Raw genomic sequence first — 21,112 nt, 5'->3', positions numbered from 1 at the left:
GTGTGGGTCACCCGGGCCCGTGGCGACACCGGAGAGGCAGCAGCCACGCCCAGGTGTCAGGCTCTGGGACATGATCCGCACTCTCCGCCGCAACGCCCTGCTGGCCGCCCTGGTCGCCCCCGCCACCTTCGTCGGCCGCGCCGCGTGGGGCCTGCCCCGCGCGCTGGGCGCCTCCCGGTCCCAGATCCGCCCGTACGCCGCGGGCTCGTCGCACTACCGCGACGGCTCCTTCCACAACACGCTGCCCTCCGACGGCGTGGTCGCCACGGAGGGCGGCTCGCTGGCCTGGTCGATGATCACGCGTCGGCACGGCGGACGGCCGTCGCGGCCGGTGCCCCTGGTGGAGCCCGACCTGAGCACCCCGGCCGCCGAGCTCGCCGCCACCTGGCTGGGCCACGCCACGGTGCTGGTGGAGGTCGACGGAGCCACGGTGCTGGTCGACCCGGTGTGGTCGGACCGCGTCTCGCCCTCCCCGGTGATCGGCCCGCGGCGCATCCACCCGGTGCCGGCCGAGCTGTCCGAGCTGCCGCAGCTGGCCGCGGTGGTGATCTCCCACGACCACTACGACCACCTCGACCTGCCCACGGTGCGCGCCCTGCTGCGCACCCAGAGCGCGCCGTTCGTGGTGCCGCTGGGCATCGGCGCGCACCTGCGGGGCTGGGGCGTGCCCGAGGAGCGCATCGTCGAGCTCGACTGGAACCAGCACACCACCGTGGGCGGGCTGACCATCACCTGCACCGAGGCCCGGCACTTCTCCGGCCGCTCGCTGCTGCGCGACACCACCCTCTGGGCCTCCTGGGTGATCGCCGGACCACGCCACTCGGTGTTCTTCGGCGGCGACACCGGCTACACCCCGGCCTTCGCGGGCATCGGGGAGACCTACGGCCCCTTCGACCTCACCCTGCTCCCCATCGGCGCCTACGGCGACCAGTGGCCGGACATCCACATGAACCCGGAGGAGGCTGTCCGTGCGCACGGCGACCTGGGCGGCGGGCTGCTCATCCCCATCCACTGGGCCACCTTCAACCTGGCCTTCCACTCCTGGCCCGAGCCCGCCCAGCGGGTGCGCGAGGCCGCCCTGCAGCACGGCGTGGCGCTCGCCGTGCCGCGCCCCGGGGAGCGGGTCGTGGTGGACGAGGCCCCCGCGCTCGACGACTGGTGGACGCCGCTCAGCTGAGGCGCTCACCCCGCGTCGTCACTCACGTTCGGGGGACCCGCCCACCTCACTACCGAATGTCCGAAATGCGTCGCTTGTGCCGTTCGCGCCATTCTTTCCCGCGAATTGACGCCTCGCCGCGGACGCGGGTCAGACGAACGTGTGCGGCCGTTCTCCGACCTTTTTGTTCCGAATGACCGAGTTGATGAACGCGGCACCGATGAAGCCGACCCCGATCAGCCCAGTGATGACCTCGGGCACCTCGTACTCCACGGTCACCAGCAGCAGCACCGCCAGCGCCCCGATGGCCCAGTGTGCGCCGTGCTCGAGGTAGACGTAGTCCTCCAGCGTCCCCTTGCGCACCAGGTACACCGTGAGCGAGCGGATCCAGAAGGCGCCGACGCCCAGGCCTATCGCGATGATGAAGATGTCCTGGGTGATGGCGAAGGCCCCCACCACGCCGTCGAAGGAGAACGACGCGTCGAGCACCTCGAGGTAGAGGAACAGGAAGAACGCGGCCTTGCCGCTGGCCTTGGCCAGGGTGCTGGGGCCGCTGCCGGCCGCGCCGGCGGGCTCGAGCGCGCTGCCGTCCGGCTGCCTCGCGTCCGCGCCGACCGGGACCAGCTCGGCCTCGTCGTCATCGTCCTGGGCGCCCTCGAACAGTGATCCCAGGCCGTTGACCACCAGGTACGTGACGATGCCGAGCACCCCGGAGAGGAGCACCTCGAAGGACTTGTCCCCGGAGTGCGCGTGCGGGCCGAAGAAGCCCGCAGCCAGGGCGAGGGCGATCAGGGCCACCGCGACGGAGACCTGCTTGAGGGCGCCGATCCGGGCGAGCGGACGCTCCAGCCAGCTCAGCCAGGTGATGTCACGCTGCTCGAACAGCCAGTCCAGGAACAGCATCCCCAGGAACATGCCGCCGAAGCCGGCGATGGCGGGGTGTGCGGCGTTGATCAGGTTGGCGTACGTGCCGGGCTCGTCGATCGAGCCACCCTCCAGCGCCAGGCTCACCACCTCGACCGGGCTGATCTTGGCCGTCACCGCCACCAGCAGCAGCGGGAAGATCAGCCGCATGCCGAACACCGCGATGAGCACACCCACGGTGAGGAAGAGGCGCTGCCAGAACTCGTTCATCCGGACGAGCACCTTGGCGTTGACCACGGCGTTGTCGAAGGACAGCGAGACCTCGAGCACGATGAGGATCGCCACGATGGTCAGGGCCGCCGGTCCACCCACCAACAACGTGCCCACCAGGGCCGCGATGGTGATCGCGACAGACCAACCAAAAATTCTGAACACAGCACAATCCTTCGGCGCAATAGGGAAAGGTCGCGAGAACGACGGAAGTGTACTGAGAATTCTGCGGCTGCCGTTATTGGGCTGCGAACCAGTCGACGATCTCCGCGCCGGCCCGCACTCCGTGGTGCTGGGTGACGGTGAGGTGTGGTGCCGCCCACCCGGTGTCGTGCAGCTCGCCGTGCCGGGGCCGGATGGCGAGGTCGGCGGCGGCGAGCAGGTCGGTGTCCAGCAGCGAGTCGCCCGCGGCGAGCATCCGGTCCGCGCCCACTCGGCGATGGACCTCTGCCGCGGCGGCGGACTTGCGCAGCCGCTCGGGCACGCAGTAGACCTTGCGGCCCTGCATCGACACCGTCCACCCGCGCGGCAGGCAGAACTCGCTGAGCTCTGCGAGCCAGCCCGCCGGCAGGTCGTCGCGCTCCACCACCGCATAGACGAACAGCTCCGAGGCCACCCGCACGGTGCGCACGAACTGCGGCGCGGGCTCGAACCAGGCGCGCACCTCCGCCAGCGGGGCCGAGGCCGCCAGCAGGGTGTCCACGTGGGTGGACCAGTCGCCGTCCACCGCGCCGTCGACGAGCAGCCGGCCACCGTTGGCGCAGATGGCGTAGGCCGGCGGCGGGCCGGGCACCTGCACCCGCTGGTACTGCTCCACGGTGCGGGTGGTGGTGGGCACCAGCACGTGCCGGGTGGCCACCTCGGCCAGGCACCGGGCGGCGTCGGTGAGCATGAACGACTGCGGTGCTCCCTGGTAGAGCTCCACGCACAGCAGCGACGGCGCGTCGGCGTCCGCGCAGTCCAGGGCGAGCGCCGCGGCGGAGTAGATCAGGGTGCGGTCGAGGTCGGCGCAGATGACCGTGGGTCCGGGCGCGCTCACGCCAGGACCTGCGCGGCGGCGCCGTCGGCCCCGGTGGCGCCGCGGGTGTAGCGCGGGTGGATCAGCCCGACGCAGGAGTAGGCCAGGTCGGCCACGTCCTCCACCGGCACTCCTCGCCGCTCGGCGAGCAGCAGCACGTGCCCCAGCTCGGCGCGGGCGTCCGGGCGCACCAGCACCTTCCACGGCACCCGCCGCAGCAGCACCCGGGTGGTCTCCCCCACGCCGGGCTTGACCAGGTTCTCCTGCCCGATGCCGTAGGCCTCGCTGATCTCCCGCACCGCCGCCCAGCCCGACCAGGTGGGCTCGCGGTCGCCGGCCGCGACGTGCGGCCAGGAGCTGGCGACCTCCGCGCGGACGGCGTCGAAGTGGGCGGTGACGGCGTCCAGGAAGTCGGTGGAGACGTCGGAGCCGGCCAGCTCGGCGTAGAACTTGGCGCCGTGGAAGTCGGCGGGTCCGATGTGCGTGGCGTTGAGCACCGTGCGCGACACCAGGCCGGAGACGGTGGAGTTCAGGCAGGCCGAGGCGATGAGGTAGTCCTCGCGGGTGCCGAAGGTGCGCACGCAGCGCCCGGGGTCGGCCAGCACCGCCAGGTCGGGGTTGAACCGCGCACCGGTGGCCAGCTCGTGCTCGGCCAGGGCGGCGGTGAGCTCGGAGGTGATGGCGCCCTTGCCCGTCCAGCCGTCCACGAACACCACCGCGGCGGGGTCGTGGTGGGCGGCCAGGTAGCGCAGCGCCACCGGGTCGATGCCGCGGCCGCGCACGATGGACACCGCGTAGTGCGGCAGCTGCAGCCCGTGCACGTGCTGCGCCCAGCGGCGCACCAGGATCCCCACCGGGGTGCCGGCGCGGGCCAGGGAGGCCAGCACCAGGTCGGGTCCGCGTTCGGCCAGCAGCAGCTCGGTGAGCACCCCGACGGCGTGGGCCAGGCGGCGGGCGGAGCCGGTCAGGGCCTGCTGGAACAGGGCCAGGTAGGCCGGGTCGGGCTGGTACTCCACCGGCAGCGACTCCGCGTAGTGGGCCCCGCCGTTCTGCACCGCCTCCTCGCGCTCCTCCACCGGCGCCTCCAGCGCGACCGCGGAGAGGTCCTTGAGCAGCCAGGTCACCTCGTCGGCGGCGTAGGAGCCGAACTCCGGGCCGTGCAGCGGGGTGGGCAGCGGGCCGGCGCTGGGCAGCGTCACCAGCAGCACCGGGGCCGGCAGCGCGTCGAGCAGGCCGGCCAGCTGCGGGGTGTCGGCCACGTCGTCGACCACCACCACCACGGCGTCCGGGCGGCCGACGTTGTAGGCGAAGCGCGGGCCGGGCCCGTCCACCGGGTCGTCGTGGGCGGGGAAGGTGATGCCGCCGCGGATGGCGTAGCCGGGGTCGTCCACGGCCAGCACCGGCGAGCGGGTGGTGGTGGAGCTGCGGACCGCCACGCCACGGTCGTCCAGCCGGTCGGCCAGCGCCTCGGCCAGGCGCAGCGGAGCGTGCATCAGCTCCTCGGTGCCCAGCACCAGCACCGACCCGCCGGCCGGTACCTGCAGCGCCGCGTCCAGCTGGGCGGCCAGCGCGGGCAGCACCTGCTCCAGCTGGGCACGGTGCGGGCGCTGCACTCCGTGCCGTCCCCCGTCGGGCAGGGTCACCGGCCAGTCCAGCGCCACCCGCCGCACCGGGTGCGGCGGGGCGGGCGCGGGCTGCGGCGTGCTGTGGGCCTGCACCAGCTCGGCGCCGCGGCGCAGCGCCTCGGCAGGCACCTGCACCCGCCCGCGGGCCAGCGACACCACGCTGACCTGGGCGCCCAGCTCGGTGGCCAGCTCCTGCAGGGCGGCCTCGTCCTCGGCGCTGCGCAGGTCGATCAGTGCGGCCACCACGTAGCGGGGCCGCGGGGCGATGGCGTGCAGCATGGCCAGGGTGTTGCGCACGGTGCGCCCGGTGGAGAGCTCGTCGTCCACCAGCACCAGCGGTCCGGTGCCGGTGAGCAGCTCGGGGCTGCGCGGCAGCAGCCGGTGCTCGGTGGCGTGCGAGTGCTCCTCGGCGAAGCGGCCCAGCTGCACCGCGCCGGCGGGGTGGCGTCGGGTGGAGTGCAGGTACACGTCGGCGTCCAGCGCCTCGGCCACCAGGTGGCCGAGCCCGGTGGCGGTCTCGGCGTAGCCCAGCACGCAGACGTCCTCGCCCACACCGGCGCCGCCCAGGGCGACGGCGCGGTCGCGCAGGTCGCGGGCGGCACCGTCGTGGCCAGCCAGCGCCGCCCGCACCGGGTCCTGCCAGCCGGTGGGCGCGGGTGCGCCCAGCTCGGCGGCCACCCGGGCACCCAGCAGCAACCCGGCCGCGCGCACCAGCCGTGGGTCGGTGGGGACGTGCTTGCCCAGCACCCGGGAGACCAGCAGGTGCGCCCGCCGCGGGTTGCGCCGCAGCGCCAGGCCCACCAGCTCCTCCACCCGGAGGTCGTCGCCGCTCGCGCCCTCCAGCTGCACCCCCAGGTGCTCGTGCACCCAGGAGCCCGTCCACCCGCTCACGCGGCGTCGCTGGCGGTCAGCAGCTCCACGTAGGAGACGTCCTCGGCCGCCACCCCGAACGCCGCGGCCCGCAGCTGCACCTTGTGCGCCCAGGCCCGGTGGGGGTTCACCTCGTTCATCTTGTTGCCGTACTCGCTGCGCAGCACCCCGCCCGGCGAGGTCGCGGCCAGCACGTCGTTGGCGTCGGCGAACTCCTCGTGCGTCACCACCGACAGCGCGTGCACGGCGGTGACGTGGCTGGGGTGGATCACCGTCTTGCCGGTCAAGCCGTTCACCTTGTCCAGCTGGACCTCGCGGATCAGCCCGTCCAGGTCGTGGCGCAGCAGCGCCGACCGCAGCTCCTGGGCTCCGTGCTCGGCGAACACCGAGGCCCGCAGCTGGGGCTTGAAGATGCGCTCGCCGCCGGTGAAGTACTCCCACACCGGTCCGGTGATGGTGAACCCGGTGCCGTCGGCGCGGCCCAGCACGTTGACCACGTCGGCGATGGCGTTGCCCACCAGCCGCACGTCGTAGATGGTCATCTCCGCGGTGCGGCGCAACCCGAACACCCCGGAGAAGTCGCTGGCACCCAGGCGCACCGCCAGCACCTGCTCGCGCGCCTGGTTGAGCAGCGCGCGGATGCCGGCCAGCGCCTGCGCGCGGGTCTCCAGGTAGAGCACGTCGGCCGACTCGATCACCGGCATCGCCCACAGCCGCACCCCGCTGTCCGAGGACGCCTGGGCCAGCGCCTGCAGGTAGCCCGCCCCGTTGTGCACGGTGAACTTGGGCAGCACGAAGCCACTGAGCAGCGTCGTCGCCGGACCCAGCCGCCGCACCAGGTCGCCGATCTGCTCGGCGGTGCGCACCCGCACGAACAGCCGCGGCCTGGGGGCGGTGTCGGCCTGCAGTGCCACCAGCTGGTCCACCAGGTTCTGCTCCGCCGCGGCCAGCTCGGTGTTGGCCACCGAGTCCTCCAGGCACAGCACCATGCTGGTGACGCCGGCGGCGCGGCTGCGCACCACGTCGCGCGCCAAGTTGGGCCGGGTGGCAGGGCAGTACAGGGTGGCTCCCAGGTGGGTGGCCAGCAGGTCGTGCGGACTGTCCGCGGTCACTGGCTGGGGTGGCTTGCTGAACAACGACGCACGCACGTCCTCAGCGAGGAAGTCGAAGTGGATCACGGGTTGTCTCCTCGGCGAGCGGCGGTGGTCGTCGCCGTCAGTCTGCCCGTTTGCCCCAGTCGCCTGTGCACGCCGTGCCCCACGAGGCACGATGTACGTATGACGCTGATGGCCAAGGGTTCCAACGTCGCGCTCTCGGTTCCGGTGGTGCGGATGGAGCTGGCGTGGAGCCCCGGACCCGGTTGTCCGGACGTCGACGCCGCCGCGCTGCTGCTCACCGGCTCCGGCAAGGTGCGCTCGGACGCGGACTTCGTCTTCTACAACCAGCCTCAGCACGCCTCGGGCGCGGTGTCCCACACCGGCAAGGGCACGGGGGCCAGCACCGACGGGGTCACCGTGGACACCTCCCGGCTCGAGGCCGACGTGGAGACGGTGGTGCTCACCGCCTCCGCCGACGGCGGCACCTTCGCCGCGGTGCCGGGCCTGCACATGCGCCTGCTGGACCCCTCCGGCACCGAGCTGGTCCGCTTCGACGTCACCGACGCCAGCACCGAGACCGCGATGGTGCTCGGCGAGGTCTACCGCCGCGGCGACGGCTGGAAGTTCCGCGCCGTCGGCCAGGGCTACGCCGCGGGGCTGGGGGGACTGGCCACCGACTTCGGCATCTCGGTGGACGACGAACCCGCCCCCCAGACCGCCGCACCGGCCACCCCCCAAGCCGGCGCGCCCGCCGTCAGCCTGAAGAAGCAGAAGCTGATCGACCTGGAGAAGAAGCTCACCACCAGCGCGCCGGAGATGCTCAGCCTCACCAAGAAGGCGGCGGTGTCGCTGGAGAAGCGCGGCCTGGGCGAGCACACCGCGCGGGTGGCGCTGTGCCTGGACATCTCCGGGTCGATGAACCGGCTCTACCGCAACGGCAGCATCGCCGCCCTGGCCGAGCGCATCCTGGCGCTGGGCCTGCGCTTCGACGACGACGGCCAGGTGGACGTCTTCCTGTTCGGCAAGAACGGCCACCAGGCGGGTTCGCTGCAGCTGGACAACCGCACCGACTACGTCCCCACCATGCTCGGCGAGTTCGGGCTGGAGCCGGCGACCTACTACGGCAAGGCCATGGCGCTCATCCGCGAGCACTACTTCGGCAGCTCCGCGGCCCGGCGCGAGCCGTTCTCCGCCGCGGTGCCGGTGTACGTCATGTTCGTCACCGACGGCCAGACCTTCGACGAGGACGGCGCCCGCGAGCAGGTGGTCTCCTCCAGCTACGAGCCGCTCTTCTGGCAGTTCATGGCCATCGGCCGCAGCTCGCGCTCCGTCACCCCCGGCGCTGCTCCCACCCCCCCGCCGTCCACGGGGCTGTTCGGCCGACGCAAGTCCGCCCCGGCTCCAGCCCGCGGCAGCAGCGAGTTCCGCTTCCTGGAGGAGCTGGACGACATGCCGGGGCGCTACCTCGACAACGCCGACTTCTTCGCCGTGGAGGACCCCGCCGCCATCCCCGACGACCAGCTGTTCGAGCTGCTGATGACGGAGTACCCGGGCTGGATCACCCAGGCCCGCGGCAAGGGCCTGCTCCGCTGATCTGCCTGATTGCCGCAACCCGGCAATCGGGTGACTTGAACACGACGGCCATTGCACCGTGCCTGCTGACTCCGCACCTGGCAGGCTTGAACAATCGATGGCCTCAACCGGGCTGTCCGGATCTCGAGGAGAGCCTGTGGCGTTCTGGGACCAGCTGAAAGCGAAGACGCAGACCATGAACGACCAGCTCAAGACCAAGGCTGGCCAGTTCAAGAGCAAGGAGTTCGCCAACGCCAGCATGGCGATGTGCGCCTTGATCGCCGCCGCTGACGGCTCCATCGACGCCGCTGAGCGCCAGAAGACCGCTGCTCTGATCGCCAGCAACGACGTGCTGACCATCTTCCCGCCTGCCGAGCTGCAGCAGAAGTTCGACTGGTACTGCGACAAGCTCAACAAGGACTTCGCCTTCGGCCAGGTCGAGGCCATCGCCACCATCGGCAAGCTGAAGTCCAAGCCGGACCAGGGCCGCGCGGTCATCCAGATCGGCATCATCATCGGCGGCGCGGACGGCAACTTCGACGCCGACGAGCGCAAGGCCGTCAAGGACGCCTGCTACGCCCTGGGGATCAACCCCAGCGAGTTCGACCTCTAGCTCGCTCTTCCTCCGCTCCACCACCCCCCGCACCACAACCGAAAGGAACACACCATGGGAGTCAGCCTGAGCAAGGGCGGCAACGTCTCACTGTCCAAGGAGGCGCCCGGCATGACCGCCGTGCTCGTCGGCCTCGGCTGGGACGCCCGCACCACCACCGGCACCGACTTCGACCTGGACGCCTCGGCGATCATGGTCGACACCAACGGCAAGGTGATCTCGGACAAGCACTTCATCTTCTTCAACAACATGACGTCCCCGGAGGGCTCCGTGGAGCACACCGGCGACAACCTCACCGGTGAGGGCGATGGCGACGACGAGGCCATCAAGGTGGACCTGGCCAAGGTGCCCGCCGAGGTCGACAAGATCGTGTTCCCGGTCAGCATCTACGAGGCCGAGTCGCGCAACCAGGGCTTCGGCCAGGTGCGCAACGCCTTCATCCGCATCGTGAACCAGACCGGTGGCAGCGAGATCGCCCGCTACGACCTCACCGAGGACGCCTCCACCGAGACCGCGATGGTCTTCGGCGAGCTCTACCGCAACGGCACCGACTGGAAGTTCCGCGCGGTCGGCCAGGGCTACGCCTCCGGCCTCAAGGGCATCGCCACCGACTACGGCGTCTCGGTCTAGTCCGTGGCCATCGACTACAACAAGCGGAAGCCGGCCGCGGCGGCCGGTGGCGACGGCGGCGGCCCGGTGTCGCTGAGCAAGGTGACGCTGACCAAGGCCAGCCCCTCCATCTCGCTGAGCAAGCAGAGCGGGCAGCTGCGGGTGAACCTGAACTGGGACGCACGCTCCCCCGAGCCCGCCAAGGGTGGGTTCCTCAAGAAGCTCGCCGCCGCGGCCGCCCGGCCGATCGACCTGGACCTGGGCTGCCTGTACGAGCTGAACGACGGCAGCAAGGGCGTCATCCAGGCGCTCGGCAACTCCTTCGGGTCGCTGGAGCAGGCGCCGTACATCTTCCTCAACGGTGACGACCGCTCCGGCGCCAACAGCGGGGGCGAGGACATGTTCATCAACCTCGCCCACGCCAAGGACATCCGTCGGGTGCTGGTGTTCGCGTGCATCTACGACGGTGCGCCCAGCTTCGACCAGGCCAACGGGGTGGTGACGCTGACTCCGGCCAGCGGTGCCCCCATCGAGGTGCGCCTGGACGAGCAGGCCGGTGGTTCGCGGATGTGCGCCATCGCGCTGCTGGAGGGTGGCGGTGGCGACCTGAAGATTCGCCGCGAGGTCCGCTACGTCGAGGGGGCGCAGGACGCCCTGGACGACGCCTACGGCTGGGGCCTCACGTGGGCCCGGGGCCGCAAGTAGCACCGGAGCCCTCAGGCACAATCGCCCGGTGAGCACCGAGCCGCGGGTCACCGTCACCCGCTCCGCACCGCACGTCGCCCTGGTCACCGTCACCAAGCCGCCGCAGAACGCCCTGGACAAGCAAGCCAGGGACGAGCTGGTGGCGGCCCTGGCGGAGGTGAACGAGGACCTCGACGTGCGGTGCGTCGTGCTCACCGGCGGTGGCCGGTCGTTCTGCGCCGGCGCCGAGCTGTCCGAGACCCGGCGGGTGGCCACCGGCCCCGACGAGGCCCGGATCTACCTGCAGGAGTTCGACGAGCTGGCGCTGGCCCTGGAGCGCTGCCGAGTGCCGGTGATCGCGGCGATCAACGGTCCCGTCGTCGGCGGTGGGCTGGAGGTGGCGCTGGCCTGCGACCTGCGGATCTGCGTCTCGTCGGCGTTCTTCATCGCCGCCGGCGTCAACGTCGGGCTGATCGCCAACTTCTGGCGCCTCGCTCGCACCATCGGCCTCGGCCCGGCCAAGGAGATGGTGCTCACCGGCGACCGCTACACCCCGGCGCAGGCGCTGGGCTGGGGGCTGGTGACCGAGGTGACCAGCGCCGAGGACCTGCTGCCCGCCGCGCTGAGGCGGGCCGAGCGCATCGCCAGCCGGGTGCCGCTGTCGGTGGAGAAGGTGAAGCAGGCGCTCAACCGCGCCCAGACCCTGGACGTGGACGCCTTCATGGCGGTGCAGGGCGAGGCGTTCGTCGAGCTGGCCGGCACCGCCGACCACACCGAGGCGCTGGACTCCTTCCTGGCCAAGCGCCCCGGGGACTTCCACCGCAAGTAGCCGGCACTGGACGAGCCCGGCACCAGCCGGGCCGGGGGCAGGCTAGCTGCTCTGCAGGCGCTGACCGATGCTGCGGTGCAGGTGCTGCAGCTGCGGCTGTCCCAGCAGCACCGTCTGCGACTCGATGTGGCTCACCACGTGGTGGTCGGCCCGCACCGCCTCGCTGGACTGGATCAGCACGGTGCCCGCCCCGGTGAAGTCGAACTGGCGCTCCTCACCGGTCTCGGTGCCCAGCACCAGGTGCCGGGCCGCTCCCAGGAAGCTGCCCATCCAGCCGGCGTCGTAGTGATGGCTCGGCGACGGACAGTCCGACCAGCCCACCAGCGCCTGCGGGTCCACCCGCACCGGTGGCTCGGCGAACATCACCGGCCCGTTGCTGGAGGCCAGGAACTTGCCCGTGCCGATCAGGGTGAGGAAGCCCGGCACGATCGACTGCTTGAGGCTCAGCCCGGTCTCGAACGCCAGCAGGTTGCTGGCGCGGATGGTGAGGTTGCCGTCGTCGAGGTCGTAGGAGTTGATGTTGAAGCCGCGGTCGCCGAGGACCAGCTTGCCCTGACCCTGCGTCACCACCCAGTCCTGGACGTACAGCGGGGAGGAGAACCGGGCGGCGACCAGGCCGCTGACGGTGGTGGCGGCGAGCGGCTCGAAGGTGATCTGCCCGTAGTAGGCGATCATCGCCCCCTTGGCCATGAACCACGGAGCGCTGCCCACCTCCACGCAGAAGGCGTAGTCGTTGCCAGGGACGTTGTCGTCCACCGGCAGCGTGTAGGGGTTGAGGATGTCTGTCATCGCGGCCTCCTCAGAACTTCTGCTCGGACGCCTGGACGTACACCACGCCCTGGCCGCTGACCTTGAGCTGGATCGCCTCGCCGGAGCCGCGGCCCACGGCGTCGCGCCAGCCCACCGAGGCCGACACGTCCAGGCTCAGGTTGCCGATGTGTCCGACGTAGGCCTGCGGGTCCACCACCGTCTGGCTGCCCGGGCCCACCGGGATCTCGAACGACCCACCGTGGGACAGCACCGCCACCTGGCCCACCCCGGACAGCTGGGTGGTGAACAGGCCCTGCCCGGTCATCGCCCCACGCACCGCGCCGCGCACGCCGCCCTGCGAGCCGAGGAACACCACCGACGAGCTGAGCGAGGCGTCGTGGGCGAGCAGCCGGTCGGCCTCCACGGTGAGCATCGCGGAGCCGTCCAGGTTGATCACCGTGACGTGCAGGCCGGCGTGGCCGTAGAAGACCTCGCCCTGGCCCTGGGCGGCCATCATGGCGACGTGCTCGCCGGACATCGCTCGACCCGCCAGTCCGGCGACGCCCCCCATGCCACCCATGCCGCCGTTCATCCCGCCGCCGGGCGAGTGCGGGATGAACTGGACCTCGCCGCTGTAGTAGAGCATCGCCCCGCGACGGGCCAGCACGTGCTGACCGGGGACCAGCGTCGCCTTGGCGACCCTGCTGTTGACCTGCTCGATCTGGACCATCAACGCTCCGCGGGCTGGATGTAGACCACGCCCTGGCCGTCGAAGCGCAGCGAGAACGGCTCACCGCTGCCCTCGCCGATCACCGACTTCCAGGACACGTCGGTGACGAACGTCTGGTTGAGCTGTCCGCGGCAGGCCACGAAGGCGTCCGGGTCGACCACCAGCGGGAACTGCGGCGCGACCTCCAGCGCGATCGGCGGCCCACCGGCCGACAGCAGCGCCACCGTGCCCGTCCCGCTGACCAGCGTGGTGAACAGGCCCTGCCCGGAGGTGGCCCCGCGCAGCCCGGAGAACTTCACGTCGGTCTGCAGCTTGCCCACCAGCGCGAGCAGCTGCGAGGACTCGACCTGCAGGGTCTCGTTGGCCAGCTCGACGATGGTGATGTCCTGGGCGTCCACCGCGAAGTGCACCACGCCGGTGCCGGAGCACTCCATCAGCGACAGCGACTCCCCGGTCACCTTGCGCTTGAGCGCGGCCTTGATGCCGTCACCGCCGCCGAGGCCGGCATTCTTGAAGGCCACCTGTCCGTCGAAGGCCACCATGGCGCCGGTGATGGCACGAATGGCCTCACCCTGCAGCCGAGCCTCGAGCACCCGTGAGCCGTTGACGCGCAGCTGAGCCACGGGTCTCCCTTCTCCGGCTGATGTCGTTGGCTTGCAGGCTAACCGGTGCCACTACCGCCGGTGACCAGCGACACGACCGCAGCGGGGTCAGACGTTGACGCCGTAGTCCTGAGCGATGCCCTGCAGGCCGCTGGCGTAGCCCTGTCCCACCGCGCGGAACTTCCACTCCGCGCCGCTGCGGTAGAGCTCGCCGAAGACCATCGCGGTCTCGGTGGAGGCGTCCTCGGTGAGGTCGTAGCGGGCGAGCTCGGTGTTGTTGGCCTGGTTCACCACCCGGATGAAGGCGTTGCGCACCTGGCCGAAGCTCTGCGAGCGCGCCTCGCCGTCGTAGATGGACACCGGGAAGACGATCTTGTCGATGTCGGCGGGCAGCGACGCCACGTTCACCTTGATCTGCTCGTCGTCGCCCTCGCCCTCACCCGTGAGGTTGTCACCGGTGTGCTCGATGGCGCCGTCCGGCGTCTTCAGGTTGTTGAAGAACACGAAGTGCTGGTCGGAGGAGACCCGCCCGTCGGCCCCGCAGGCGATGGCCGAGGCGTCGAGGTCGAAGTCGGTACCGGTGGTGGTGCGCACGTCCCACCCGAGCCCGACGGTGACCGCGGACAAGCCGGCCGTTCCCGCCTCCTTGGTCAGCGAGACGTTGCCACCCTTGCTCAGACTTACTCCCACGAGAGCTCCTTCATCGATGACGGAACAGCCATTGCTCGCTTCAGTGTGCCCGTTTCCGTGGAGTCGGGGAATCAGACGTTGACGCCGTAGTCCACGACAATTCCGCGAAGACCGCTCGCGTACCCCTGGCCCACGGCGCGGAACTTCCACTCACCGTTGTGCCGGTACAGCTCGCCATAGATCATCGCGGTCTCGGTGGAGGCGTCCTCGGTGAGGTCGAAGCGGGCCAGCTCCACGTCGTTGGCCTGGTTGACCACCCGGATGAAGGCGTTGCTCACCTGGCCGAAGTTCTGCCCGCGGGCGTCGGCGTCGTCGATGGAGACCACGATGACGATCTTCTGGACCTCTGCCCCGAGGGTGGCCAGGTTGACGTTGATCTGCTCGTCGTCGCCCTCGCCCTCACCGGTGCGGTTGTCACCGGTGTGCTCGACCGCCCCGTCCGGGGAGGCGAGGTTGTTGTAGAAGACGAAGTGCTCGTCGGAGACCACCTTGCCGTTGGCGCCGCACAACAGCGCGGACGCGTCCAGGTCGTAGTCGACCCCGGTGGTGGTGCGGACGTCCCAACCGAGTCCGACGACCACCGCCTTCAGACCGGCTGCCCCGGCCTCCTTGGTCAACGAGACGTTTCCGCCCTTGCTCAGCACTACGCTCACAGAAGCCTCTTTCTTGCGGTTTCCCCAGCTGACGGCCCCCGGTGACGGGCTACAGGGTCGTGCTCACGACCGGCAGCAGGTCGGCGAAGGTGCGTCCGTTGGCCACCGCACCGATGGCCGTCATCGTCCAGCCCTGCGGGTTGCGGGTCAGCTTGGCCATCACCTGCGCGTTGTGCGTCCCCGATCCGGTCAGCTCGTAGCGCGCCAGCTCGGTGTCGGTGGTGGCGTCCACCAGCCGGCAAAAGGCGTTCTCGATCTGGCTGAAGTTCTGCCCGGTGAAGGAGTTGACCACGAAGACCAGCGTGGTGACCGTGGGCGACAGCGCGCTCAGGTCCACCGCGATGGACTCGTCGTCACCCTCGCCGGCGCCGGTCAGGTTGTCGCCAGTGTGCTGCACGGCGCCGTCCTTGCTGTGCAGCTGGTTGAACCAGACCTGGTCGAGCAGCTTGCCCTGGGCGTCGAACATCAGGCACGACGCGTCGAGGTCGATGGACTGCTCCTTGAGCCGACCCAGCAGCCCCTTCTTCTTCATCGCGTCCCACCCCAGGCCCATCCGGACCTTGGTGAGCGATCCACCGCCCTCCTTGGTGAGGGAGACCTGCTGACCCTTGCCTAGGTTGACTGTCATAGCTCCGACGCTAGCGGAACCTCACGCTCGGCGGGGCCGCTCATCCACTCGCGCAGCACCCGGGTGGCCCACACGTCGTCGGCGTTGTAGTCCAGCAGCCGCCGCCGCTGCGCCAGGTCAGGGGCGTCCCCGTCCAGGCCGACGGCCTTGCGGTACCACCCCATCGACGCCGCGCCACTGGCCTCGGCGTCGCGCCAGGTGAACCCGGCCACCGGCGCCACCTTCTTCAGGCCCTTGCCCAGCGGGCAGAGGAAGGCGGTGCCCACGGCGGCGTAGACGTCCACCCACTGCTCGCTGCCGATGAACTCGCGCACCTGGGCCTCGGTGGGCACCCCGGGGTGTCCGGCGAAGCGCCGCGCCGAGGCCAGCAGCCAACGGTTCTCCGCCGCCTCGGAGTAGCAGTAGGCGGCGAAGGTGCGCCCCTGCGCGGCCGCGTCGGCGCGCACCTGCATCAACCACGTCCAGAACTCGCCGAAGGAGCGGGCCTCGTCCTCGGTGGGCACCGGCTCCCAGGTGACGAACGGGTGGTACACCGACTGCTGCCCCGGCTCGCTGAGCAGCGCACCCCACAGGTAGGCGCCGTGCTCGAGGTAGCTCTCCATGTCCACGTCCACCTCGACGTCAGCGCGGTGCACCTGGACATGCTCGGTGCGCCGCACCAGCGGAACGCCCCGCAGCCACGCCCGGGCCAGCACCACCGCGTCGGCGAAGGCACCCCCGGGCCAGGCCGCGGGGCCCGGCCCTGCCCAGGTCGCGAGCTCGTCCACCGTGCGCACCCCCAAGGCGCGCAGCACGCTCACCTGCGGGCCGGCCACCACCAGGCTCACGTCGCGACTCTCCCGCAGGTCGGCCGAGCACCGCGGCCACCACGGGCAGGTGCGGCACTCCCCGATGCGCGAGGCGCTGGTGGGCACCTGGCCGGTGGCCACGGCCAGCCGGTCGGCGAAGCGGGTGTCGTACTCCTGCAGGGTGCTGCGCCCGCCCGGCCAGGTCGCGGCGGCGAGGTCGTGCACCACCACGCAGTCGGCGTCCAGGCCGATGACGCCGCCGACCTGCTCGGCGGAGGCGGCACCCAGGGTCTGCAGCATCCGGGTGAGGTGGGCCAGGCGCAGCTGGTCGCGCGGGAAGGAGCGCAGGTTGCGCGTCTCGTCCAGCCGCGGCGCCCACTGCAGCAGCTCGGAGGTGCGGGCCCCGCGGCCAGGGTCGGTGGTGCGGTGGTTGACCACGATCACCGGCACGTAGCCCCCGGCGTGGCGGACCAGCAGGTCGGCGCGGCCCCGTCGGTGGGCGGCGCGGTCTGGGCCCAGCGTCGCCCCCCAGATGCGCTCGGCGCCGCTGGCCACGGCCTGGCGAGTGCGCTCGCGCCGCTCGGCCGGTGGCAGCTCGGCAGGCACCTCCACCCAGCTCGGCGAGCCCGCGGCCAGCAGCTCGGCCACCCGCCGCCGGTGCGCGGCGGCCTCGTCCTGGCGCTGGCGCACGGCGGGGTCGACAGTGCCGGGCGGGTCGATGCCGATGTGCTCCAGCGATACCCGGTGACGGCACCGGGTGAGCTCCGCCGAGTCCAGCAGCACCGGCGGAGAAGGGTGCTGGGGCTGGTCCACAGGCAGGAACAGTAGGCCCTCCCCTAGGCTGCACCCGACGGTAGTGGTGGGCGATGCACCGGAGGGATCTCACTGATGGGCCTGTTGAGCAAGCGCACGAGGACCAAGCGCACGAGCAAGCGTGCCCTGCGCAAGGCGCACACCAAGACCCTCAAGGCGCAGGCCCAGGCAGAGCGCAAGTTCCGGGAGAAGGCCGAGAAGAAGGCCGCCAAGGACCTCCGCAAGCGCAAGAACAAGGCGAAGGCCACCGGCAAGGCCACGGTCGCCGCCTCGGTGGCGCGCACGCAGCTACCGGCCGAGACCACCTCCGGCAAGGGCAAGAAGGCCGACACGAAGGCTGACAAGAAGGCGCAGAAGAAGAACGCCGAGAAGGCTGCGGCGCAGGAGAAGGGCCTCAACCCCAAGAAGGTGCGCAACGCCCTCGGCATCATGCGCGTGCTGGCTCCGGTGCTCGCCCCGCTGGCCTACAAGGCGGCCACCGCCACCCGTGGCCAGCTGGACCAGGCCCGGGCCCGCAAGATGGGCGTGAGCGTGCACGAGCTGGGCGACTTCAGCGGTCATGGCGCGGCGCTCAACGCCCGCATCGCTGGCCTGGAGCCCACTCTCGACCAGCTGGCGAGCGCCAACGGCACCGGTGCGCACAGCGACGCCGTGGCCTTCCGCGAGGCCACCCGGGCGCGGCTGGGCGAGCTGTCCACCGCCGTGCACGCGGCCGAGCGGATGCCGGCGGCCCGCCGCAAGGCTGCCCACCGTGCCGTGGCCACCGAGCTCGACGCCATCGAGGCCGACCTGCTGGCCCGCCTGGGCGTGCGCTGACCGCTCCACCTTCTGCCCGGTCTAGGCCCGGTGTTGCTGGGCGCGTGATTGATCGACCAGGTCGGCGACAGCGACCGGTACCGGCGGGGTCATGGTCTGGTCGGGGATCGCCTGCAGCCCCCCCGGCGGTGATCCACACGGTGCCGGCGCCGCCGACGGCGGCGTCCGGCTCGGGATAGCGGATCGGTGTGCTGGAGATGGGCTGCCGGGTCGTGCCGTCCAAATCAGGTCCCCGACCTGCCCGCCCCTGTCCACCTGCCTGGGCAGAGGTGCTGCATCCGCGACAGTGAGGTCGTCGAGCACGGCGGTGCTCAGCGGTGGCCCCGGGATCGCGGCACCGTGCAGGTCTACCCGCACGAGGCGGGCTCCCACGATGCCACCGACCGGCTGCTCGCCAGCCCAAGAGCACACTGGATCCCGAGGTCGTGCTGGCACGTCGGTACCCTAGGGGGGTACCGTATGAACCAGCAGGACGCGACCACCTGGTTGACCAAGCTCACGGAGGAGACCGGTGCCCGGATACACGGCCAACAAGCAGGACCACCTCAAGCGGCTGCGCCGCATCGAGGGGCAGACCCGTGGCCTCCAGAAGATGATCGAGGAGGACAAGTACTGCATCGACGTCCTCACCCAGATCAGCGCGGCCACCAAGGCCCTGGAGTCGGTGGCCCTGTCGCTGCTGGAGGAGCACATGGCCGGCTGCATGGTGGAGGCGGCGCGCGCCGGCGGCGCCGAGGCCGACGAGAAGGTCCGGGAAGCCGCCGACGCCATCGCCCGCCTGGTGCGGTCCTGACCACCCACAAACCCTGAGGAGAACACCATGATGACCACCCGCTCCTACACCGTCACCGGCATGACCTGCGAGCACTGCGAGCGGGCGGTGGCCACCGAGGTCGGCGAGCTGCCCGGCGTCACGGCCGTCAACGTCGACCTGCCCACCGGCAAGCTCACCGTCACCAGCGAGGCCCCGCTGGAGGACACCATGGTCGCCGCAGCCGTGGACGAGGCCGGCTACGAGCTGGTCAGCGACGACGGAGGGAGGGACCAGCAATGACCGCCACGACCGGCACGACCGGCACCGACCGCACCACCGTCGACCTGCAGATCGGCGGCATGACCTGCGCCTCCTGCGCCGCCCGGGTGGAGAAGCGGCTGAACAAGCTGGACGGCGTGCAGGCCACGGTGAACTACTCCACCGAGCAGGCCCACGTCAGCTACCCGCCGGCGATGGACCCCGCCGACCTCGTGGCGCAGGTGGAGGCCACCGGCTACACCGCCGCCCTGCCCACCCCGCCCGAGGCCGACGCCGAACCCGACGACCGGCCGAGCGCGGACGACGCCGCCACCGAGTCGCTGCGCCAGCGGCTGCTCATCAGCGCGCTGCTCACTCTGCCGGTGCTGGTGCTGGCGATGGTGCCGCCGCTGCAGTTCGACAGCTGGCAGTGGCTCTCCCTCACCCTCGCCGCCCCGGTGGTGGTGTGGGGCGCCTGGCCGTTCCACCGCGCCACCTGGCTGAACCTGCGCCACCGCGCGGTCACCATGGACACCCTCATCAGCGTCGGCACCCTGTCGGCGTTCGGCTGGTCGCTGTACGCGCTGTTCCTCGGCGGCGCGGGCGACCCGATGATGCGCATGCCGTTCAGCTTCACCGTCGCCCGCGGGCACGGCAGCAGCGAGATCTACCTGGAGGTGGCGTCGGCGGTCACCGTGTTCCTGCTGGCCGGGCGCTACTTCGAGGCCCGCTCCAAGCGCAACGCCGGCGCCGCGCTGCGGGCGCTGATGACCATGGGCGCCAAGGACGTGGCGGTGCTGCGCAACGGCGTTGAGCAGCGCATCAGCGTCAGCGCGCTGGTGGTCGGCGACCAGTTCGTGGTGCGGCCGGGCGAGAAGATCGCCACCGACGGCGTGGTGGTCGACGGCTCCTCGGCCGTGGACGCCAGCATGCTCACCGGCGAGTCGGTGCCGGTGGAGGTCGGCCCGGGCGACACCGTGGTGGGCGCCACCACCAACGCCGGCGGACGCCTGGTGGTCCGTGCCACCCGGGTGGGCGCCGACACCCAGCTGGCGCAGATGGCGCAGATGGTCAACGACGCCCAGAGCGGCAAGGCACCGGTGCAGCGGCTGGCCGACCGCGTCTCCAGCGTCTTCGTGCCCGCGGTGATCGTGCTGGCGCTGGGCACCCTGGCCACCTGGCTGCTGCTGGGCGAGCCCGTGGACGCCGCCTTCACCGCCGCGGTTGCCGTGCTGATCATCGCCTGCCCCTGCGCGCTGGGTCTGGCCACACCGACCGCCCTGCTGGTGGGCACCGGCCGCGGCGCGCAGCTGGGCATCCTCATCAAGGGCCCCGAGGTGCTGGAGTCGACCCGCCGGGTGGACACGGTGGTGCTGGACAAGACCGGCACCGTCACCACCGGGCAGATGAGCCTGCAGCAGGTGATCCCCGCTCCCGGCGTGGACGCCGACGAGCTGCTGCGGCTGGCCGCGGCCGTGGAGCACGCCTCCGAGCACCCCATCGCCCGTGCCATCGCCGCCGGCGCCGCCCAGCCGCTGCCCGCGGTGCAGGACTTCACCAGCACCGGCGGCCTGGGCGTGCACGGCACCGTGGACGGCCACCGCGTGGTGGTGGGCCGCGCCTCCCTGCTGGAGCAGCCGCTGCCCGCCGAGCTGCAGCAGGCCAAGGACGCCGCCGAGGAGCAGGGGAGCACCGCGGTGGTGGTGGGCTGGGACGGTGCGGTCACCGGCGTGCTCACGGTGTCCGACACGGTCAAGGCCAGCAGCGCGGAGGCCGTGGCCGGGCTGCGCCGCCTGGGGCTCACCCCGGTGCTGCTCACCGGCGACAGCTCCGCCGCCGCGCACGCCGTGGCCCGCCAGGTGGGCATCGAGCAGGTGCACGCCGAGGTGCTGCCCGCGGAGAAGGTGGACGTGGTCCGCCGCCTGCAGGACGAGGGCAAGGTGGTGGCCATGATCGGCGACGGGGTGAACGACGCCGCCGCGCTCGCCCAGGCTGACCTGGGCCTGGCCATGGGCACCGGCACCGACGTGGCCATCGAGGCCAGCGACCTGACCCTGGTGCGCGGTGACCTGCGGGCCGCGGTGGACGCGATCCGGCTGGCCCGGCGCACGCTGAGCACCATCAAGGGCAACCTGTTCTGGGCCTTCGCCTACAACGTGGCGGCGCTGCCGCTGGCCGCGCTGGGACTGCTCAACCCGCTGATCGCGGGCCTGGCCATGGCCCTGTCCAGCGTGTTCGTGGTGTCCAACAGCCTGCGGCTGCGCCGGTTCCGCCCGGTGGCCACCGGCTAGGTCACCACCGCCCTGCCACGCCGGTCACGTCAGAGGGCCACGCCGGAGGGCACTGTGAGGCACTGCACGATCTCTGGCGCCCTGGTCGCAGGTCGGCGAGACTTGGCCCCTAGTGGAGAACACCGCTTTCCA

General features: G+C 71.5%; 21 protein-coding genes. 10 read left to right on the top strand and 11 right to left on the bottom strand.

The window, feature by feature from the left end; genetic code table 11:
• Positions 1-70: 70 nt before the first annotated feature.
• Positions 71-1,177, top strand: a complete 1,107-nt coding sequence (locus tag ELX43_RS00375; protein ID WP_127781637.1) for an MBL fold metallo-hydrolase — start codon at positions 71-73, stop codon at positions 1,175-1,177.
• A gap of 129 nt (positions 1,178-1,306) precedes the next feature.
• Here ELX43_RS00375 and ELX43_RS00370 read toward each other — a convergent pair whose 3' ends face one another.
• The 4 genes from ELX43_RS00370 to ELX43_RS00355 all read right to left on the bottom strand — a co-directional run bounded on the left by ELX43_RS00370 (position 1,307) and on the right by ELX43_RS00355 (position 6,981).
• Positions 1,307-2,455 carry a DUF475 domain-containing protein gene (locus tag ELX43_RS00370; protein WP_127781636.1) on the bottom strand — a complete coding sequence of 383 codons (1,149 nt, stop codon included), beginning with the start codon at positions 2,453-2,455 and terminating at the stop codon, positions 1,307-1,309.
• Positions 2,456-2,528: 73 nt separating this feature from the next.
• Complete coding sequence (locus ELX43_RS00365) at positions 2,529-3,329, bottom strand: HAD family hydrolase (RefSeq protein WP_127781635.1); 801 nt, start codon at positions 3,327-3,329, stop codon at positions 2,529-2,531.
• Positions 3,326-5,824, bottom strand: a complete 2,499-nt coding sequence (locus ELX43_RS00360) for a phosphoribosyltransferase (RefSeq protein ID WP_127781634.1) — start codon at positions 5,822-5,824, stop codon at positions 3,326-3,328. The genes ELX43_RS00365 and ELX43_RS00360 overlap by 4 nt, the downstream gene beginning before the upstream one ends.
• Positions 5,821-6,981: an HpcH/HpaI aldolase/citrate lyase family protein gene (locus ELX43_RS00355; RefSeq protein WP_127781633.1), complete on the bottom strand. Its 1,161-nt coding sequence runs from the start codon at positions 6,979-6,981 to the stop codon at positions 5,821-5,823. Before ELX43_RS00355 ends, ELX43_RS00360 begins: the two co-directional genes overlap by 4 nt.
• A 99-nt stretch (positions 6,982-7,080) precedes the next feature.
• On the opposite strand from ELX43_RS00355, the gene ELX43_RS00350 reads away from it, so the two are divergent.
• The 5 genes from ELX43_RS00350 (at position 7,081) to ELX43_RS00330 (ending at position 11,207) form a co-directional block, all read left to right on the top strand.
• On the top strand, positions 7,081-8,493 hold the full coding sequence (locus tag ELX43_RS00350) for a VWA domain-containing protein (RefSeq protein WP_206518062.1): 1,413 nt from the start codon (positions 7,081-7,083) through the stop codon (positions 8,491-8,493).
• Between the two features lie 175 nt (positions 8,494-8,668).
• Positions 8,669-9,085, top strand: coding sequence for a TerB family tellurite resistance protein (locus tag ELX43_RS00345; protein ID WP_241249461.1), 417 nt, complete (start codon positions 8,669-8,671; stop codon positions 9,083-9,085).
• Between the two features lie 54 nt (positions 9,086-9,139).
• Positions 9,140-9,715 carry a TerD family protein gene (locus ELX43_RS00340; protein ID WP_127781631.1) on the top strand — a complete coding sequence of 192 codons (576 nt, stop codon included), beginning with the start codon at positions 9,140-9,142 and terminating at the stop codon, positions 9,713-9,715.
• Positions 9,716-9,718: 3 nt separating this feature from the next.
• Positions 9,719-10,399, top strand: coding sequence for a Tellurium resistance (locus ELX43_RS00335; RefSeq protein WP_127781630.1), 681 nt, complete (start codon positions 9,719-9,721; stop codon positions 10,397-10,399).
• Between the two features lie 28 nt (positions 10,400-10,427).
• Complete coding sequence (locus tag ELX43_RS00330) at positions 10,428-11,207, top strand: enoyl-CoA hydratase/isomerase family protein (protein WP_127781629.1); 780 nt, start codon at positions 10,428-10,430, stop codon at positions 11,205-11,207.
• Between the two features lie 42 nt (positions 11,208-11,249).
• Here ELX43_RS00330 and ELX43_RS00325 read toward each other — a convergent pair whose 3' ends face one another.
• The 7 genes from ELX43_RS00325 to ELX43_RS00295 all read right to left on the bottom strand — a co-directional run bounded on the left by ELX43_RS00325 (position 11,250) and on the right by ELX43_RS00295 (position 16,861).
• Positions 11,250-11,996, bottom strand: a complete 747-nt coding sequence (locus tag ELX43_RS00325; RefSeq protein ID WP_127781628.1) for an AIM24 family protein — start codon at positions 11,994-11,996, stop codon at positions 11,250-11,252.
• A gap of 10 nt (positions 11,997-12,006) precedes the next feature.
• Complete coding sequence (locus tag ELX43_RS00320) at positions 12,007-12,687, bottom strand: AIM24 family protein (protein WP_127781627.1); 681 nt, start codon at positions 12,685-12,687, stop codon at positions 12,007-12,009.
• Positions 12,687-13,301, bottom strand: a complete 615-nt coding sequence (locus ELX43_RS00315) for an AIM24 family protein (RefSeq protein ID WP_277601736.1) — start codon at positions 13,299-13,301, stop codon at positions 12,687-12,689. The genes ELX43_RS00320 and ELX43_RS00315 overlap by 1 nt, the downstream gene beginning before the upstream one ends.
• A 96-nt stretch (positions 13,302-13,397) precedes the next feature.
• Entirely contained in the window at positions 13,398-13,979 is a 582-nt protein-coding gene (locus ELX43_RS00310; RefSeq protein WP_127781626.1) for a TerD family protein, read from the bottom strand.
• 71 nt (positions 13,980-14,050) lie between these two features.
• Positions 14,051-14,632: a TerD family protein gene (locus ELX43_RS00305; protein ID WP_127781625.1), complete on the bottom strand. Its 582-nt coding sequence runs from the start codon at positions 14,630-14,632 to the stop codon at positions 14,051-14,053.
• Positions 14,633-14,681: 49 nt separating this feature from the next.
• Positions 14,682-15,260, bottom strand: coding sequence for a TerD family protein (locus tag ELX43_RS00300; RefSeq protein ID WP_127781624.1), 579 nt, complete (start codon positions 15,258-15,260; stop codon positions 14,682-14,684).
• Entirely contained in the window at positions 15,257-16,861 is a 1,605-nt protein-coding gene (locus tag ELX43_RS00295; protein WP_241249456.1) for a TM0106 family RecB-like putative nuclease, read from the bottom strand. Before ELX43_RS00295 ends, ELX43_RS00300 begins: the two co-directional genes overlap by 4 nt.
• Before the next feature lie 75 nt (positions 16,862-16,936).
• Here ELX43_RS00295 and ELX43_RS00290 point away from each other — a divergent pair, with 75 nt between their 5' ends.
• From ELX43_RS00290 to ELX43_RS00275, 4 genes are all read left to right on the top strand, one after another.
• Positions 16,937-17,677 carry a DUF6474 family protein gene (locus ELX43_RS00290; protein WP_127781623.1) on the top strand — a complete coding sequence of 247 codons (741 nt, stop codon included), beginning with the start codon at positions 16,937-16,939 and terminating at the stop codon, positions 17,675-17,677.
• A 511-nt stretch (positions 17,678-18,188) separates the two neighbouring features.
• Positions 18,189-18,470 carry a metal-sensitive transcriptional regulator gene (locus ELX43_RS00285; protein WP_127781622.1) on the top strand — a complete coding sequence of 94 codons (282 nt, stop codon included), beginning with the start codon at positions 18,189-18,191 and terminating at the stop codon, positions 18,468-18,470.
• Between the two features lie 30 nt (positions 18,471-18,500).
• Positions 18,501-18,731 carry a heavy metal-associated domain-containing protein gene (locus tag ELX43_RS00280; protein ID WP_127784552.1) on the top strand — a complete coding sequence of 77 codons (231 nt, stop codon included), beginning with the start codon at positions 18,501-18,503 and terminating at the stop codon, positions 18,729-18,731.
• Complete coding sequence (locus ELX43_RS00275) at positions 18,728-20,980, top strand: heavy metal translocating P-type ATPase (protein WP_127781621.1); 2,253 nt, start codon at positions 18,728-18,730, stop codon at positions 20,978-20,980. Before ELX43_RS00280 ends, ELX43_RS00275 begins: the two co-directional genes overlap by 4 nt.
• The last annotated feature ends 132 nt before the right edge of the window (positions 20,981-21,112 follow it).

This window comes from Rhodococcus sp. X156 (assembly GCF_004006015.1).
In the GTDB taxonomy this organism is placed as follows: Bacteria; Actinomycetota; Actinomycetes; order Mycobacteriales; family Mycobacteriaceae; genus X156.
Note: the sequence above shows the minus strand (reverse complement) of the source record. Positions and strands in the feature narration are given on the sequence as shown.